Genomic DNA, 16,232 nt, shown 5'->3' with positions numbered 1-16,232 from the left:
GAACATGACCTACACCCACCGACGCCTGCTCGCGGCCGCCCCCGCTCTCGTCGCCACCGCGCTCGCCGCCGTGATCCTGCCCGCGCCGCCCGCGGCCGCCGACGACCTCCAGCAGTGCACCTTCCCCGGCAAGAAGTACGAGGGCCGGCCCTGGGCGCTGCAGCGCGTCCTGCTGGACGAACTGTGGAAGCAGTCCACCGGCAAGGGCGTGCGCGTCGCGGTCATCGACACCGGCGTGGACGTCAAGAACCCGCAGCTGGCGAAGGCCGTGGACACCGGCAGCGGCATCAACCTGCTGCCCAAGAAGGACGATCAGGGCAAGGAGCTCGAGCGCGGCAAGGAGGATGGCACCACCGACACGGTCGGCCACGGCACCAAGGTCGCCGGCATCATCGCCGCCCGCCCCGCCAAGGGCACCGGCTTCGTCGGCCTCGCGCCCGACGCCACGATCATCCCGATCCAGCAGAACGACGCGGAAGGCCACGGCACGGCCAAGACCCTCGCCGCAGCCATCCGGCACGCGATCGCCGAGAAGGCCGATGTGATCAACATCTCCCAGGACACGGCGAACGCGGTGGAGCCCGCGCCCGCGCTCAAGGAGGCCGTGGACGCCGCCCTGGAGAAGGACATCGTCGTCGTCGCCTCGGCGGGCAACGACGGCCTGGGCGGCAACGTCAAGCGCACCTACCCGGCCTCGTACGAGGGCGTCCTGGCCGTGGCCGCGTCCGACCGCAACAACGAGCGCGCGCAGTTCTCCCAGTCGGGCGACTTCGTGGGCGTCGCCGCCCCGGGCGTCGACATGGTCTCCACGGTGCCGGGCGGCGGCCACTGCGCCGACAACGGCACCAGTTTCTCCGCCCCGTACGTCGCGGGCCTGGCCGCGCTCATCAAGGCCAAGCACAAGGACTGGACGCGCCCGCAGATCGTCGCCCAGATCCAGCAGACCGCCGAGCGCTCCGTGGCCGGCCACGACCGCCTCGTCGGCTGGGGCGTCGTCGACCCGGTCCGCGCCCTGACGGAGGACGACAAGCCCATCGACAAGCCGGTCGCCCACGAGGGCGTCACCCGCGCCGAGGCCCCGACCCCGGCCGAGGTCCACCTCGGCGAAACCCCGGAGGAGCGCAACGCCCGCCTCGCGACGTACGTCGTCGTGGGCGGCGGCGTCCTCGTCGCGGCCATCTCGGGCGGCGCGGTGGCCCTACGTGACGCACGTCGCAGGGCGAGGCGCGTGTCGTTGCAACTGCAGGGGCGGGAAATGGCGTGATCTGTAAGGCGCTTGGGACTGTCATACCCAGTGACTACAGTGACGTGAAGCAGTCAAACAGCAGAAGCAAACGGGGAGGAACGAGCATCGTGCTCGAGGGAATGGTTGACGGGGGCGGCTATGGCAGGTGACCTCGAGCGTGGGGTTGACGAGCTCAAGACGTTCCAGCGGGATGTGAACGCCCTCCTGGAGAACCTCCAGGGCGGCGCCGGCGGCAGCTCCAAGATCGCCGAGGAGCGGGTCACCCGCGGCTCCCTCGGCACGGGCATCCAGTTCGCCGAGGCGGACGGCTTCTACACCCAGTACAACCGCGTCCACCAGGCGATCGTCGAGCTCTCCAAGCACCTGAGCGACCAGATCGAGCTCTACAGCATCGCGGTCCACGCGGCGGACGTGGGTTACGACAACGTCGAGGAAGAGCAGCGGCAGCGGTACCACGCGATCCTGGCTCGCCTGGACGAGGAGCGGGACAAGAACCAGCCTCAGGACCAGAAGCCCGAGACTGGCAAGTCCCACCAGGATGGCAACCGCGTCGGCAAGGACCTGGGGTGATGACTGATGAGTGAAGAGAAGAAGCCCACGGAGCAGAAGCAGCCCACGGAGCAGAAGCCGCTGACTCCCCAGGATCGGTACGAGCAGGAGCACAAGCAGCAGCAGGCGACCGACACGGCCATCACGGGCCAGCGTGTCGTCACGGACATGGCGCAGAAGGTGCAGGAGACCTTCAGCGGTGTGTTCGGCGGCACCGGCACGAGCCTGTTCGGCAAGACGAGCTTCGAGAACGCGCCGCTGAACGCGATGCTGGACCTGCTCGAGAGCGCCAACCCCGCGGACCTCACCAGCGCCGGCAAGAAGCTGCAGGACGCCACCACGGCGCTCAACGAGGCGGCGAGGAACCTCGACAACTTCGTCAGCAAGACGGAATGGAAGGGTGAGGGTGCTGAGGAGTTCCGCCGCTACGGCAAGGAACTCGTCACGTACACCTACAACCTGGGGGCGTTCTCCAACGTGACGGGCGCCCAGATGCAGGAGGCCGCCGTCGGCCTCAGCTCCGTGCGCAACTCCAGGCCGCCGCGCGACGGCCGGCTCGTGCAGAAGAAGCCCGACGACTTCGCCCTGCCGGAGCGCACGGAGGACAACCCGGACTACCAGAAGGCCTTGAAGGTCGAGAAGGACCGCCAGGAGGCCATCAACCAGATGAACCGTCTGGCGTCCTTCTACGCGGTCTCGGAAAGCACGCTGGCGTCGCAGGACCCGCCGAGGCTGCCGAAGCCGCTGGGGAGTTCGGCGGTGCCGCCGCCATCCGGTCGGGTCGGCACCGGCCGTAGTTTCGACTCGGGCTCCACCACACAAGGTGATCTGTCGGGGACTACCTCGAACCAGCCGAGCGAAGCGCGCAGGGAAGTAGTCGGTGGGGGCGAGGCCACACCACGTACGGAAATCACGGGCAAGCCGGTCGAGGTGGTGGGCTCCAACCCCCGCACCGAGATCGACAGCGTCCAGACGCTTCCGCCGCTGACGACACCCAATACGCCCACTCCGACCGTCCCGGCCACCGGCAACCCTGGCCCGCCCAACGGCGGCCCGCCCTTCCCGGGCTTCGGCCCGCCCGTCCGGCCGACGGCACCGCGGGCCACGGGGATGCCCGGTGTTCCTCGGACCAGCGGTGGTCCGGGCCCCAACACGGTCAGCCGTACCGGTACTCCTGGTCCTTCGACCGGGCGCGCCACGGGAACGCCCGGTCGGTCCATGGGCACCCCTGTAACAGGTCACGGTTCGCCTTCACAGGCCACCGGGCGTTCCGGCCAGGCCATGGGTCGTCCCAGCCCCATGGGGACGCCGGCAGGTCAGACGGGTCGCACCAGTGGCCCCGGCCAGACGCCGGTGACCGGCCGGCCGACCACGACGGCGCAGGGTGCGGCCGGCCGCCAAGGCGGCCCGGGCGCACCCCGGGCGGGCCAGAGCGGCATCGTCGGAGGCACGCCGCAGCGTGCTACCGGCGGGACCACTGGCTCGCGCATTCCCAGGGGCACAGTCATCGGTGGGGAGGCAGCGGCCACGGGCCGTCCCTCCACCGCGAGGCCGAGCCAGTCCGGTGTCATCGGTGCCAACCAGGCGAATGGCGCCGCCCGCGCCACGGGACGCGGCACGCCCAGCGTGAACGGCGTGGTCGGTACGCCGCGTGGCGGCGCGACGGCGGCCCGGCCCGGCGGGGCGGCCATGGGCGCTCGCAGTGGCCAGCGCCAGACCCGTGACGAAGAGCAGGAGCGGAACAACTCCACCCGTCCGGACTACCTGACGGAAGACGAAGAGACGTGGGCAGCCAAGCGACGCAATGCTGTGCCACCGGTGATCGACTAGGCACTCGGAAGGTTCGGAAGTCAGGATGACGCCAGTGATGAGTCAGGTCCGTAAGCACACCGTGCGGCGTGGCCTGCTCTGCGCCGTGGCCGTGGCTGGAGCTTGGTCGGTGGGGATCAGCGGTACCGCCACGGCGGCGACTATCACCGATCCTCAGTCGAGGCAGTGGTACCTGGATTCGATGCACGCCGATGAGATCTGGAAAACGGCCACCGGCGAAGGCATCAAGGTCGCGGTCGTCGACAGTGGCGTCAATCCCTCCACGCCGTCATTGAAAGGCCAGGTACTCGAAGGCGTGGACTTCACCGGAGTGAAGGGTGAGGAGACCGATGATCTCGACGGGCATGGCACGTCGGTCGCCGAACTCATCGCCGGCACGGGCAAGGGAGGCGGGATGAAGGGCCTTGCGCCAGGGGCCAAGATCATCCCGTATCGCGTATCCGATACCGAACTGCAGAACAAGGAGAAGGTCAACGCCTTCGACATGCGGCAGGCGATCCGTGCAGCGGCGGACAGCGATGCACAGATCATCAATGTCTCGATGGCCAGCGATTACTACAACGCCGACATCAGGGATGCGGTCGAGTATGCCCAGGGCAAGGGGAAGCTGCTCTTCGCCGGTGCCGGCAACAGCGCCAAGAAGGGCAACAAGAAGCAGTACCCGGCTGCTTACCCGGAGGCCATCGCTGTCGCCGGCATCGGCCCCGACGGCATGGTGTCCGATTACTCCCAGCACGGCGACTGGGTCGACATCGCTGCTCCCGCCGACGACATCCCCGGCTGGTGCGACGAGTCCTTCACGAGCTACTGCGACGGCGACGGCGGGACCAGCTCCGCCACCGCCCTCGCCTCCGCCACCGCCGCCCTAATCTGGTCCAAGCACCCCGACTGGACCGGCAACCAGGTGCTGCGCGTCATGTTCGAGTCCGCCGCGCGCGGCGAAGACTGGAAGCCCGGCTCCGTGAGCACGTACCTCGGCCACGGCGTCGTGCGCCCCAACGCAGCCCTCAATCGGGGGCTCGGGAAGCCGGGTGACCCCAACATCAGCCCGTTGACCAACGAGCGGGTCGGCGGCAAGCCCGGCTCGTCCGCTTCGTCGGCTCCTTCTGCACCAGCTTCGTCACAGGCCGCAAAGGACAAGCCTGCCGATGACGCGGCCATGGCAAGCTCTTCGAGCAAGAAGGCAGACGGCAACGGCCAGTTGGGCCTCATCATCGGCGGAGTCGCCGTCGTGGCCGTTCTCGCGGGCGCGGGCGTCTTCGTGGCCCGTAGGCGGCGTACCGCCTGACGCGGCGGCCGCGTCAGGCCCCCACAGGGGTAACCCACAAGACCATCTCCGCGGACAGCTGAACAGACAGTCCGCGGTGCAATGGAAACCCAAGAAAGGGAGAGCGACACATGGCAGTCCAGAAGGTCGGCGATGCAAGTCTCAAGGACTTCCAGGACGAAATCACCCGGAACTTCGACGACGTCAAGGCGCAGCTGAAGAACCTCCAGGGTGTCATCGACAGCCTCGAAGGCAACTGGAAGGGCATCGGCGCCGGCGCCTTCGACGTCAAGCAGAACGAGATCAACCAGGGCATGGTTCGTATCGCGAAGATGCTGCTGAACTTCCAGGAAGCGATCCAGGTCACCCGCACGACCGCCGGCAACACCGATGACGAGGTGGAGCAGGCCCTGCGCGGCGTTGACGTGACCGGCGGTTTCTCGGGCGACGCGGGTGCGGAGCGCCGCGCGACGTCGAACATCGCCAGCTACTAAGCGCACAGGTCGTCATCCCGCGACCGCGACCGCGATCAGCACAGAGAACACACGCCTCAATCGGTATTTGGAGGAACCGTGGCACAGTCCAACGACGGCGTGATGGTCGTCACCTACGCCTCGCTCGAGCAGGCGGCATCGACCATCGAGGCCCAGGCTGCCCGCCTGGACGCGTCTCTCGAGGCCATCCAGAACAAGATCAAGAGCATTTCCAACACCTTCGAGGGTGAGGCCAAGACCGCCGCGGACGGCGCCCACGCCAAGTGGGACCAGGAGACGCGCGCGATCCACAACGCCCTCAAGGGCATCGCCAAGGCCGTCCGCGAGGCCGGCCCGGCGTACCAGGCTGGCGACCGCAAGGCCGCGAGCCACTTCTAAGTCCCAAGGGCCCGGTGAGGGCCTGAGCGGCACGCAGGACGAGTAGCAGGGTGGGCATGCGCGGGAGATGCCCACCCTCACTCTTTTGTGTGGTGCAGCCGAGGCGCTGTCGTCAAAGTGACCGGCTTCCTTCGGGAACGAGGGGAAGCCGAGGGCCGCCTGGTAGAACTGGGCGGTGCCCGCTGAGGAGCTGGCACGGATGACCATCCCGTCCGGCGGCCGCTTCCTCCGACCGCCCCGGCCTTCGCTCTGGAGCCCGCTGTGCCTCTGCGGTCAGGTATCACCCGCCCGATATCCCTGCTCCTGTCGACCACAGCGCTCACGGCAGGACTCACCGGCTGCACCCTGCTGCAACTCGCCGAGGACTGCGACGGGACTCACGACCAGGTGAAGAAGCTGGCGGCGCTCGACATCCTCGACTCCCGGCCCGCAGGGGCCACCGTCGCCCAGGGCTTCGAGAAGGTGGACGCCGGCTGCTGGGCGGACAGCGGCGACGTCTCGGTGTACGCGAGCCGGACCTACGCCTTCCCCGGCACGCAGGCCGAAGTGGCCGCGTACTACCGGACGGCGGCGGTGCGGGACGGATGGACTCTGCACCCCGAAGCCTCGCCCGAGGACCTGTGCTTCGTCAGGGAGAAGACGGCCCTGCAGATCGTCTTCCTCACCGCCGAGCGCCTCGCGGAGGACGGTTACGGAAGCCGGCCCGACCTCACAACGGGAGCCGGCTACTCGATCGACATCAACTCGTTCGTGAACAGCGGCACAGAGGTGGGCTGCTAGCGCCTGTCGGCCGAGCCTGCAGCCCCGAGCCCTCGCCCGGTCCGGAGACCAGGCAGACCGGCGGAGCGATCCACCGGGCGCGCGAGGGGAGCGGCCGGAGCCGCGGCAAAGTCACGCAGCTGCGCGGCCTTAGCGCGGCAGTTTCAGATCCGTGCAGCCGTGTTGCTGAGCGGCCCGCTTGGCGAACGCGATGAGAGCGGCCTTCGCGAACCCCGGGTTGTTGGTCGTGTCCGTTTGCGGCTGGATGCGGAAGGTCGCACGGAAACCGTCGTCGGGACAGCGAGCGCTCGCCCAGTAGCTCTCCTCGGAGCCGCCCGCCGGCTCCTCCGCCATGTACGGAGCCCGCGCGTGTCGATGAGCCGCGTACGGGCCAAAGGCGGCCTCCAGGTAGTAGAGCTCTTGACGCCTCATGAAGTTCGCGTCGTCGAGGACGACGCAGACCTCGAGCGGCGCGTCACCACTCGTTGGTGTTTCCACCACCCCCGAGATCAGCTCCTCTCGGGTGAACGGCAAGCCCGCACAGGTCCCTTGGGCCGTGCTCGGGGCCGTGTCACCTCCCGCCCGCGGTAGGGGCGGCAACGGCCCGCCGAGCGTGGCGTCGCAGTCCCAACGGTCGGCGGCCTTCGCCGCCGTGGCGGTCACGAACTTGGCGATCTTCCCGGGCCTGCGTGACTCGTCCTCGACCGCTGTGACCACCAACATGATGCCCTTGTTACGGCAAGGGAGGACGACAGCCGTGTTCCGTAAGTCGGTGAAGCCACGCCAGCCGCCACCCAGGGGCATGGGCAGCGCCTTGGCGTTGTTCTTGGGGAGGTAGTACTTCCAGTCGTTTTCACTGAGGAGGTCGTGAGCCGGCAGGCGACTGACCGTGACGTACACGTCCCCGACCCAGCAGAAGTCATAGCCCTGCTCGTCCCGACCGTGACGGATGTCGTTGCGCAGTCCGCGCTCTTGGTCCGGCCCGGCGAGGGAGACGGTCTCCTCATACGGCAGGACGCCACCGCAGTACGTCTCGAGCTTGCTCTCGTACCGCCACCGCTTGCCGGTGTCACCGAGCTGGTACCAGCCGTATCCCGCGAGGGTGGCTAGCGCAAGGGGTACCGCGACCCAGAGAGCCCACCGTCGTAGCGCCTTCATCGGACTTCCCCTGTGTTGTTGGACTGCGAGTGTCGGTTACCCATCGGCGCCGATCTTCGGCCCCTTAGCCGGGGAGGGCAGATCCCATCCGACCGCGCTGTGGGCGCGTACTGCGTCGCGCCCACAGTGAGGTCGGTCAACGCCTGGCGGTCCTTCTGACTGGCGGGCCGCGCCGAACGAGATCTTGCTCCTCCTGGACGCGAGCGGTTTCATCCCGAGCACTCGTCGGACTTCGACAGTGCCTCCGCGAAGCCGAGAACCAGCTGCTTCATGGCCTCCTCCTTCACGGGATCCTTGACGTAGACGCTCGCGAACAGTTCGTACTTTCCTTGGCGTGACCTCACTTTCGGGTGGGCGCATGCGACCTGGCTTACCGCACCCCTGTCGCTCCATGCGTATCGCCCATCGTCACTGAGGTGATCGTTGAGGACAAGGTTTCTCTGGGACTTGGCGACCTTGACCGGTTTGGTGCCCTTCTCGAACCACTCGAAGCTCGCGGACATCACTTCCTCGTCGTCCACGGAGACGAGGCACCGGTCCCATCCGATGACGCCGGCCGTTTGCATGGAGATCTTGTCTCCGCTACGGGGAAGAGCAGGGTCCAACAGGCTTGGCTCGATGGGCGTATCGCACAGGGCAGTGGGCGTTTCGAAGTTCCTCTTCGGTTCCTGTCCCGAACACCCGGAGACGGTCACGATCGCCAGCAGTGCAGCCCCTGCCGCAAGAGCTCGTACCCCGGACTCGTCCGTGCTGAAGCAGTTCAAATTTCCTCCATTGATCATCGTTTGGGCATGGTGAGGAGCTCAGATGGCGTCCCGGCCCAACGTACGATCAACCGGGCTGGATCTCGCTCTCGAGTTCGTCGGCCATCTGCTGCGAGTTGTCCGAGGCGTCGGAGAAACCATCTTCCACCCCGGTGCGGATCCAATCCGCGATCTGGTCCGCGTGGGGGGAGTTGTGAGCCTTGGCAGCATTGATCGCCGCCAACTGGCCGACCTCCACGGTTTTGTCCCGGCTCCCTTCCCACAAACGCGCCGCGTCCTTGCCGGCCTCCTTCAGTACATCTGTCTCTGCCTGCTGGAAGACGTGTTCAAGTACGAGGCTGCTGGCCGTGCCCGCCACGCCTGCCGCCACGGCGCCGCCGACCGGTGTGGCGATGAAGCTGACTCCTACGCCGATGCCGGTGCCGATCGCTCCAGACCAGGCGTTCTTCTGCTGCGCCACGGAGTCCGCGAAATCCTTCGCCTCCGCGCCTGCGGGGCCGAGGATGGCCTCCTGGCGGCCGATGGCAAGAGTTCCACTGACCTCGGCATTCTTGCGCGAGATCTCCTTGACGGTGTCTTCCAGCGGGTGTGGATAGCGCTGATCGGCAGGGAGGTCAGGGTTCATGTGGTAATCCATGAGATTGGCCATGTAGGCGGCCTGACCCACTTCGATGGCGGCGTTGCCTTCGGGGTTCTGGCCCACGGTGACGAGGAACCGCGTGACGTCCATGTGGCTCAACTCGGCTGCCGATCCGGCAATCGGAAAAAGGTTTTTCGAGTTCCCGTGTGGGTCGTCCGACATGGCCCGATTAATGTCCGGCAAATATTCGGCCGCGATCTGACCCAGGCTGTCGGACATATAGCCGTACTTTGTGACGCGCTCGGGAACCTCGGAAACCGAAGCGAAGATGTCCTCCACCAACTTGGCCTGCGCGGCGTTGTGAGCCGGAGTGTCGGCGGTGGGCATCTCCCCAGCCCGGTGGCCGGTGGCTGCGGCCTCCAAAGCGAGGGCGAGGTTATTACGTCCCTCGATGCTGTCCTCGCCCTTGCTGTCCATCTCCGGTGGCCAATGGCGCTCCTCGAAGAGGTACTGGAAGTTGCTGAGTTCCTTCCGGCCCTTGTGCTCGTTGTCGTCGTCGCTGTCGTACAAGAACTCGTGGTCGTCGTCCTTCGACAGGAATTGCTGATTGAAGAAGTCGGGTCCAGCACCCGGGCTGTTGGACAGGGCCTTCAAAAAGCCGACCAGAGGGTCGGAACCCGAATCGGTTCCAGTCTTGTTGAGTTGGGGGGCGCCCGGAAATGATCGCCAGGCCTCTTCGCGGCCGTTGTTGCTGGCCTCCTTCTCGACCTGCATCAACTTGGTGCCGTAGTCCTTGAGGAAGCCGTCATCGAAGTCGCCCCAGCGCATCAGGTTGCTCATCACCTGGAAGCCGTACGCGCCGGTGTGCTTGTTGACGGGCTGGCCGCCGAGGTCGACCATGTCGTACTTCCACTGCGACATCTCGGGGGTGTCGGCGTGCGAGGCGGTGGCCAGCGTGAGGCTGAGGTTCTTCTGGAGGTCGTCGTACTGTTCGCGGCGGTCGTGGAGGAGGTCGTAGTTCCGCGACATGTCGGTGATGCCCGCCCAGAACTCGAGCGTGCCCTTCGGTCCCAGCTGCTCCGCGAAGCGCTCGGCGAACAGCGGGTCCCCGGAGCGCTTCTGCAGGCCGGCGTTGAGCCGGTCGAAGTCGCTCGGGGTCAGGTCCTCGGGCTTCTTCTTGGCCAGCTTGGCCAGCTCCTCCGCCTCCTTGAGAGCGGCGGCCGCAGCGTCGCGGTCCTTGTACTTCGCCTCCGAGAAGCCGTAGTCGGTCAGGTCGACCAGCGCCTGCAGAGTGGTGGCGGCGGAGTCGTCGATCTCGCTCGCCTTGTCGAGGATGCCCTGGAGCTCGTCGCGCAGGCCGTCGATGTCCTTCTGCGTCACCTCCTTAGCCTCGGGGTTCGCTGCGACCTTGAAGCTGCTACCGCTGACAGTGACCGTGAGCTGCTTCGTCCGCCCCCGCTCGATGGCCTCCTTGAGTAGCCGCTGCTGTGTCTTCAGCTCGTCGCGCGAGTCGCGGAGGATGTTGAGGATGGACGTGGCCTGCGTGTGCGCGTCGGAGAATTCACCGGCGGTCTTCACGATGAACTGCCGGGAGACCGCGGCGTTGTAACCGGCCCAGTTCGCCTTGTTGGCCTTGCCGACGAGCCCGTCCTTCGCGTCCGTCGCCAGCTGCTGCAGTTTGGTCAGCATGGTCGTCCAGTCGCTGACCGTGTCGTCGAGCGGCTTGAAATTCGCGGAGTGCAGATCTTCGAAGTTCACCGGCTCATCCCCCTAGTCCTTCTTGTCCTTCTCGTTGTCCTTCTTCTCACCGTGCACTGCGTTGTCCTTGCCCGGCGGTGCGTAGGACTCGTCGAAGCCGGCATCGAGCGTGGCGATGCTGCTCACGTGACGCTCGATGTAAATTTCGTCGCCCTGGTGTGCCTTCGTCGTGAAGTCCATGTGGTTCGAGATGAGGGCACAGGCGTCCATGAGACTGCCCAGCTGCCTGTCCCAGCGGGCGGCCACGTGCTTCAAGGCCCCGCCCAGCGCGAAGCCCTCCTTGGACAAGGCGGTTCCGGACGCGTCGGTCTCGGCGACCCGAGCCTCTTTCCACATGCGGTTGTAGAGCTTGAAGGCCTCGTCACCGATCGCGGCGAGGTCCTTCTGGGAAACCTGGAGATCGCCCGTGGGCCCGCCCGCGTTGGGCCTGTCCTCGGGCGGCAGTCCGTTCAACCGCATTCCGGTCGACTGCCGCTCGGCAGCCGATTCCTTCAGCTGCTCCCACTCGTCCCAAGCCATCGTCCGGGCTCCTTCCCCCGCGCCTGCCGCGCGCCTCATGTGGCATGAACCTATTGAGCCCTTGCGACTACTTGCAAGGACTGTCCTGGACGTCGGTTTTGATGCTGTACAAGAGGTTGACGCCCACGGCGTGCGTCACTTCCGACTGTCCCGGCAAGGGTGTCGCCGTCACCGTCAGACAAATGCCGGCGACCTCGTATTTCTCCACGTCCCCGTCTTTCTTGACGAGTCGTACGTGGGGGTCGTCACCGGGACCGCGCAGCCGAAGGTTGATGAACTCGTCCCACGAGTTCCCCAGCCCCTTGGAGCGGCCCCGGCCCTCATCGGTCTCCAGATTCGCGGCCGCGTACCTCACCCGCTTGAGCGTCTCGGCGTGATCCGGCCCCGAGTCGAAAACACCCGCGGCCCGCAGCAACACCACCACCTGCCACACGAAGAACCCCGCGAGCACCACCAGGCCGATCCGCCGCCACCTGAAGGCCGAGTCCGGCGGCTCGTGCGCCTCCGGGTTGTCGAAGTGAGGGGCCTTGAAGCGCCACCAGAGCCTGCGCGGCACGTCGAAGATCGCTGCGAGGAGGAACAGCACCGCGAACGACGAGACGAAGACGATCAACCCGATCATGCGAGCAGCTCCGGCATCAGCCCCGTCTGCACCAGCGGGTTCCCCCGCTGACGGGAGACGAAGATGCCGCGGCCCGCCGGCATGGGACGCATCCGGACGCCGCCCAGGACGTCGCCCTCCTGCGGGTCGCCCGAGAGCAGGACACCCTGGGCGCCCAGCTCCATCATCCGCTGGAGGAACGGCTCGTAGGAGGCGCGGCTCGCGCCCGCCGCGCTGCGGGCGATGATGAAGCGCACGCCCACGTCCCGCGCGAACGGCAGGTGTTCCGTCAGCTTGGCCAGCGGGTTGCCGCTCGACGTCGACACCAGGTCGTAGTCGTCGACCACGACGTACACCGACGGGCCCCGCCACCAGCTGCGGTCCCGCAGCTGCTGCGCCGTGACGTCGGCCGACGGCGTACGGCGCTGCATCAGGTCGGCCAGCGCGTCCACGTGGTGGTCCATGTTGTTGGACATGGGCACGTACTCCGCCAGGTGCGAGGCGGGGGTGACGTCCAGCAGCGCGCGCCGGTTGTCGACCACGAAGAACTTGCAGGAGTCCCCGTCGTACCGCTCGCTCAGCTGCTTGATCAGCAGCCGCAGCAGGTTCGACTTGCCCGTCTCGCTCTCGCCGAACACCAGGAAGAACGGGTCGCGGTCGAAGTTGACGTAGACCGGCTCCAGGTTGTTCTCGTCGATGGCGAAGGCGACGCCCCGCTTCGGCTCCACGAAGCCCGCCGGCAGCTGCTGCGCCGGCAGCTCGCGTGGCAGCAGCCGCACCTGCGGTGCGCCCGGCGCCGTCCAGTGCCGGGCGACCTCCTGCGCCATCGCGGCGGCGGCCTCCGACAGCTCGGTGTCGGAGTTGATGCCGTCGATGCGCGGCACCGCCGCCATGAAGTGCAGCTTCTCCGGGGTCAGACCGCGCCCCGGCACACCCGTGGGCACGTTCACGGCCGCCTTGCGGTCCAGCTCCGAGTCCATGGTGTCGCCGAGCCGCAGCTCCAGGCGGTTCATCAGGTGGTCCTTGAGGTTCGCCCGGACCTCCATCGACCGCGAGGCGGTGAGGATCACGTGGATGCCGTAGCCCAGACCGCGCGCCGCGATGTCGAGGACCGCGTGCTCGAGGTTCTCGTAGTCGGTACGGAAGTTGCCCCAGCCGTCGATGACGAGGAAGACGTCACCCCACGGCTGCTCCGTCACCGAGATGTCGCCGCGCGCCCGCAGCCTGCGGTACGTGGCGATGGAGTCGACGCCCGCGCTGCGGAAGTACTCCTCGCGGCGCGACAGGATGCCGTACACCTCGGCGACCGTACGCCGCACCTTCTCCGGGTCGAGGCGCGAGGCGACCCCGCCCACGTGCGGCAGGCCGGCGATGGACGCCATACCGCCACCACCGAAGTCCAGACCGTAGAACTGGACCTCGTGCGGCGTGTGCGTCAGCGCGAACGCCGAGATGATCGTCCGCAGCAGCGTCGACTTGCCGGACTGCGGGCCACCGATGATCTGCATGTGGCCCGCCGCACCGGAGAAGTCCCGGTACAGCGTGTCGCGGCGCTGCTCGAAGGGCTTGTCGACCACACCGAGCGGCACGACGAGCCGCCCCGCCCCCTCGTACCCGGGCTGCGTCAGCCCGCGTCCCTGCACACCGGTCAGACCGGGCAGCAGCTCGTCCAGCGGCGGCGGGTTGTCCAGCGGCGGCAGCCACACCTGGTGCGCCTCCGCGCCCCGCCCCTCCAGGCGCCGCACGATCACGTCGAGTACGGAGTCGGCGAGCGCGTCGTCCTCGGCCGCGCGCTGCTCGGGCACCTGCGCCTGCGCGGTCGGCTGGACGTAGTGCACCGGCACCGGCGCGGCCGTGAACAGCGCCGGACGGCGGTCCACCGGCAGGGGCCCGCCCGGCACGGCGGCGTGCGCGTTCTCGCGGTACACACCGGAGACGTACGCCGCCTTGAACCGGACCATCTCGTCCGTACCGAACTTCAGGAAGCCGGAGCCGGGCACGTTCGGCAGCTCGTAGGCGTCGGGCACACCGAGCGCCGCGCGAGACTCGGCCGCCGAGAAGGTCCGCAGACCGATCCGGTACGACAGGTACGTCTCCAGGCCGCGCAGCCGGCCCTCCTCCAGGCGCTGCGAGGCGAGCAGCAGGTGCACACCGAGCGACCGGCCGATACGGCCGATCTGCACGAACATCTCGATGAAGTCCGGCTTGGCGGAGAGCAGCTCGCTGAACTCGTCGATGACGAGCACGAGGGAGGGGATGGGCTGGAGCGGGGCTCCGGCGGCACGCGCCTTCTCGTAGTCGTGGATGTTGGCGTAGTTGCCCGCGTCGCGCAGCATCTCCTGGCGGCGGTTGAGCTCACCGCGGATGGAGTCGCCCATGCGGTCCACCAGCGTCAGGTCGTCCGCCAGGTTGGTGATGACGGCCGCCACGTGCGGCATCTGCGACATGCCGGCGAAGGTGGCGCCGCCCTTGAAGTCCGCGAGGACGAAGTTCAGCGTCTCCGAGGAGTGCGTCACGGCCAGACCGAGTACGAGCGTACGCAGCAGCTCCGACTTTCCGGAACCGGTGGCGCCCACGCACAGGCCGTGCGGGCCCATGCCCTCCTGGGCCGCCTCCTTCAGGTCCAGCATGACCGGCGTGCCGTCCTCGCCCACACCGATCGGCACGCGCAGCCGCTCCGACTGCGAGCGCGGCCGCCAGGTGCGGCTGACGTCGACGGACGCCGCGTCGCCGAGGTTCAGCAGGTCCGTGAAGTCCAGGTTCGCCAGCAGCGGCTCGTCGTCGTCCGACCCGGAGCCGACCCGCAGCGGCGCGAGCTGGCGCGCCAGCGTCTCGGCGGCCTCCAGGCTCAGCCGGTCCGGGGCGCCCTCATACACCATGCCGTGCGCCGACTCCAGGCGCAGCGAGTCCGGGTGCACCACGACCGACAGGCCACCGCGGGGACCGGTGATCTCACCGGCCACGACCTCGATGATCGTCACGCCCTGCAGGCCCTCCGGCGTGGCGAGCGCCGACACGGAGGGGATGGACTGGCCGTCGAGGACGACCACGACGTGCGGCTGGTCCAGCAGCGGGTTGCCGCCGAAGCGCGGACGGCCCTCCAGCCGCGCGCCGAGCAGCTCGTCGAGCTCGCGCGCGTCGGTGGTGATCAGCCGCCGCGAGCCCGCGCCGTCACCGGCCCCGGGAGCCTGGACGTGCGGGAACCACTTGGCGAACTCCCAGTGGCCGGCGCTCTCGCGGCCCACGGCGAGGGCGATGACCAGGTCCTCGGGGGAGTGCAGCGAGGCCAGCGAGCCGACCATCGCGCGCGCCGCCGACCGCGCCGACTCCGCCTCGCCGCTCACCGTCAGGTGGTAGAAGGCGCGCAGCGACACGGCGATGGGCAGGCCCTCCAGGGTGCTGTGGGCGTTGATGAACTGCTGCATCGCGCCGGCCGTGAGCGGCTCCAGCTCGTCGACGGGCGCCGTGTCCGGGGCGATGAGCGGGGTGGCGAGCTGCTGGCTGCCCAGCCCGATGCGCACCTGCGCGAAGTCGTCGTCCGCGACGCGCCGCTCCCACACGCGGCTGCCCTCGGCGACCAGCGCCCACAGCTGCTCGGGGGAGGGGTGCAGGTAGAACTGGGCGTCGCGCTGGAGGCGCGCGGTCCGCAGCACCGCACGGCGGGTCTGCGTCAGGTACTTGAGGTAGTCACGGCGCAGGTCGGCGAGCTGCCCCTGGGTGCCGCGCCGGTAGCGCACCATCATCGCGATGGCCATGGCGACCGTCGAGGCGATCATCACCATGCCCATGATCCGCATGACCGGGTTCGGGGTCATGAAGAAGAAGACGACCGAACCACCCATGCCGAGCGTTGGCAGCAACTGCATGAGCACGCCCTCCTGCTGCCCTCTGGGCAGCTCGGGAGGGGGTTGCAGTTGCACCTGCTCGCCGGGTACTTCGGACGGCAGGGCCCGTGGTGGGCGCTTGACGATGATTTGACTCACAGCTCACCAATTCCCTTGGCGGACGGAAACGTTCCTATCGGCGCCCCCGTGGCGACGGGTTCCGTCCGCGGGGAGGGATCCTACTTGTGAGGGGGGTTACGGGCGGGCGGTAGGGTGGCGCGAAATGGTGGCGCACCCGTGAACCTCCGCAAACAAATGGGTCATTCGGAGCGCCACGGCAGGACTTCGACGACTTGGGCGACGCTCGACGTCCGGGGTCGTCTCCGACACCTCGGCGTCCGAGGTCGTTTCGGACGCCTCGACGTCCGAGGCCGTTCCCGACGCCTCGACGCCCGAGGTCGTCTCCGACGCCTCGACGACGATCGACGCACGACATCCACGAGGG

13 protein-coding genes are annotated in these 16,232 nt (G+C 68.0%); 7 read left to right on the top strand and 6 right to left on the bottom strand.

Features of this window, described 5'->3' with window-relative positions; all coding sequences use genetic code 11:
- The first annotated feature begins 4 nt into the window (after positions 1-4).
- The 7 genes from mycP to AC07FJ_RS09125 all read left to right on the top strand — a co-directional run bounded on the left by mycP (position 5) and on the right by AC07FJ_RS09125 (position 6,544).
- A complete protein-coding gene (mycP, locus tag AC07FJ_RS09155) occupies positions 5-1,264 on the top strand; it encodes a type VII secretion-associated serine protease mycosin (RefSeq protein ID WP_479046995.1) in 1,260 nt (419 codons plus the stop codon).
- A 120-nt stretch (positions 1,265-1,384) separates the two neighbouring features.
- Entirely contained in the window at positions 1,385-1,816 is a 432-nt protein-coding gene (locus AC07FJ_RS09150; protein WP_479046994.1) for a hypothetical protein, read from the top strand.
- A gap of 6 nt (positions 1,817-1,822) precedes the next feature.
- Positions 1,823-3,625 carry a hypothetical protein gene (locus tag AC07FJ_RS09145; protein WP_479046992.1) on the top strand — a complete coding sequence of 601 codons (1,803 nt, stop codon included), beginning with the start codon at positions 1,823-1,825 and terminating at the stop codon, positions 3,623-3,625.
- 37 nt (positions 3,626-3,662) lie between these two features.
- Positions 3,663-4,913: a S8 family serine peptidase gene (locus tag AC07FJ_RS09140; RefSeq protein ID WP_479046990.1), complete on the top strand. Its 1,251-nt coding sequence runs from the start codon at positions 3,663-3,665 to the stop codon at positions 4,911-4,913.
- Between the two features lie 110 nt (positions 4,914-5,023).
- Positions 5,024-5,386 carry a WXG100 family type VII secretion target gene (locus AC07FJ_RS09135; RefSeq protein ID WP_361429086.1) on the top strand — a complete coding sequence of 121 codons (363 nt, stop codon included), beginning with the start codon at positions 5,024-5,026 and terminating at the stop codon, positions 5,384-5,386.
- 78 nt (positions 5,387-5,464) lie between these two features.
- Positions 5,465-5,764, top strand: a complete 300-nt coding sequence (locus AC07FJ_RS09130) for a WXG100 family type VII secretion target (protein WP_355356058.1) — start codon at positions 5,465-5,467, stop codon at positions 5,762-5,764.
- A gap of 261 nt (positions 5,765-6,025) precedes the next feature.
- Positions 6,026-6,544: a hypothetical protein gene (locus AC07FJ_RS09125; RefSeq protein ID WP_479046988.1), complete on the top strand. Its 519-nt coding sequence runs from the start codon at positions 6,026-6,028 to the stop codon at positions 6,542-6,544.
- A gap of 129 nt (positions 6,545-6,673) precedes the next feature.
- On the opposite strand, the gene AC07FJ_RS09120 is transcribed toward AC07FJ_RS09125, so the two are convergent.
- The 6 genes from AC07FJ_RS09120 to eccCa all read right to left on the bottom strand — a co-directional run bounded on the left by AC07FJ_RS09120 (position 6,674) and on the right by eccCa (position 15,886).
- A complete protein-coding gene (locus AC07FJ_RS09120) occupies positions 6,674-7,681 on the bottom strand; it encodes a hypothetical protein (protein ID WP_479046986.1) in 1,008 nt (335 codons plus the stop codon).
- Positions 7,682-7,890: 209 nt separating this feature from the next.
- Positions 7,891-8,445 carry a hypothetical protein gene (locus tag AC07FJ_RS09115; protein ID WP_479046985.1) on the bottom strand — a complete coding sequence of 185 codons (555 nt, stop codon included), beginning with the start codon at positions 8,443-8,445 and terminating at the stop codon, positions 7,891-7,893.
- Between the two features lie 67 nt (positions 8,446-8,512).
- Positions 8,513-10,783, bottom strand: a complete 2,271-nt coding sequence (locus AC07FJ_RS09110; protein WP_479046982.1) for a hypothetical protein — start codon at positions 10,781-10,783, stop codon at positions 8,513-8,515.
- A gap of 12 nt (positions 10,784-10,795) precedes the next feature.
- Entirely contained in the window at positions 10,796-11,302 is a 507-nt protein-coding gene (locus AC07FJ_RS09105; protein WP_479046980.1) for a hypothetical protein, read from the bottom strand.
- A 67-nt stretch (positions 11,303-11,369) separates the two neighbouring features.
- Positions 11,370-11,924 (bottom strand): hypothetical protein, encoded by a 555-nt coding sequence (locus tag AC07FJ_RS09100; protein WP_479046979.1) that lies wholly within the window; start codon positions 11,922-11,924, stop codon positions 11,370-11,372.
- Positions 11,921-15,886, bottom strand: a complete 3,966-nt coding sequence (eccCa, locus tag AC07FJ_RS09095; RefSeq protein WP_479046977.1) for a type VII secretion protein EccCa — start codon at positions 15,884-15,886, stop codon at positions 11,921-11,923. The genes AC07FJ_RS09100 and eccCa overlap by 4 nt, the downstream gene beginning before the upstream one ends.
- Positions 15,887-16,232: the final 346 nt, after the last annotated feature.

It is taken from the genome of Streptomyces sp. NPDC045998, from assembly GCF_056430285.1.
Note: the sequence above shows the minus strand (reverse complement) of the source record. Positions and strands in the feature narration are given on the sequence as shown.

Bases quoted from the DNA above. Each gene is read 5' to 3' on its own strand.
- mycP (WP_479046995.1), top strand. From the start codon at position 5: ATGACCTACACCCACCGACGCCTGCTCGCGGCCGCCCCCGCTCTCGTC.
- AC07FJ_RS09120 (WP_479046986.1), bottom strand. From the start codon at position 7,681: ATGAAGGCGCTACGACGGTGGGCTCTCTGGGTCGCGGTACCCCTTGCG.
- AC07FJ_RS09150 (WP_479046994.1), top strand. From the start codon at position 1,385: ATGGCAGGTGACCTCGAGCGTGGGGTTGACGAGCTCAAGACGTTCCAG.
- AC07FJ_RS09105 (WP_479046980.1), bottom strand. From the start codon at position 11,302: ATGGCTTGGGACGAGTGGGAGCAGCTGAAGGAATCGGCTGCCGAGCGG.
- AC07FJ_RS09135 (WP_361429086.1), top strand. From the start codon at position 5,024: ATGGCAGTCCAGAAGGTCGGCGATGCAAGTCTCAAGGACTTCCAGGAC.
- AC07FJ_RS09140 (WP_479046990.1), top strand. From the start codon at position 3,663: ATGAGTCAGGTCCGTAAGCACACCGTGCGGCGTGGCCTGCTCTGCGCC.
- AC07FJ_RS09145 (WP_479046992.1), top strand. From the start codon at position 1,823: ATGAGTGAAGAGAAGAAGCCCACGGAGCAGAAGCAGCCCACGGAGCAG.
- AC07FJ_RS09100 (WP_479046979.1), bottom strand. From the start codon at position 11,924: ATGATCGGGTTGATCGTCTTCGTCTCGTCGTTCGCGGTGCTGTTCCTC.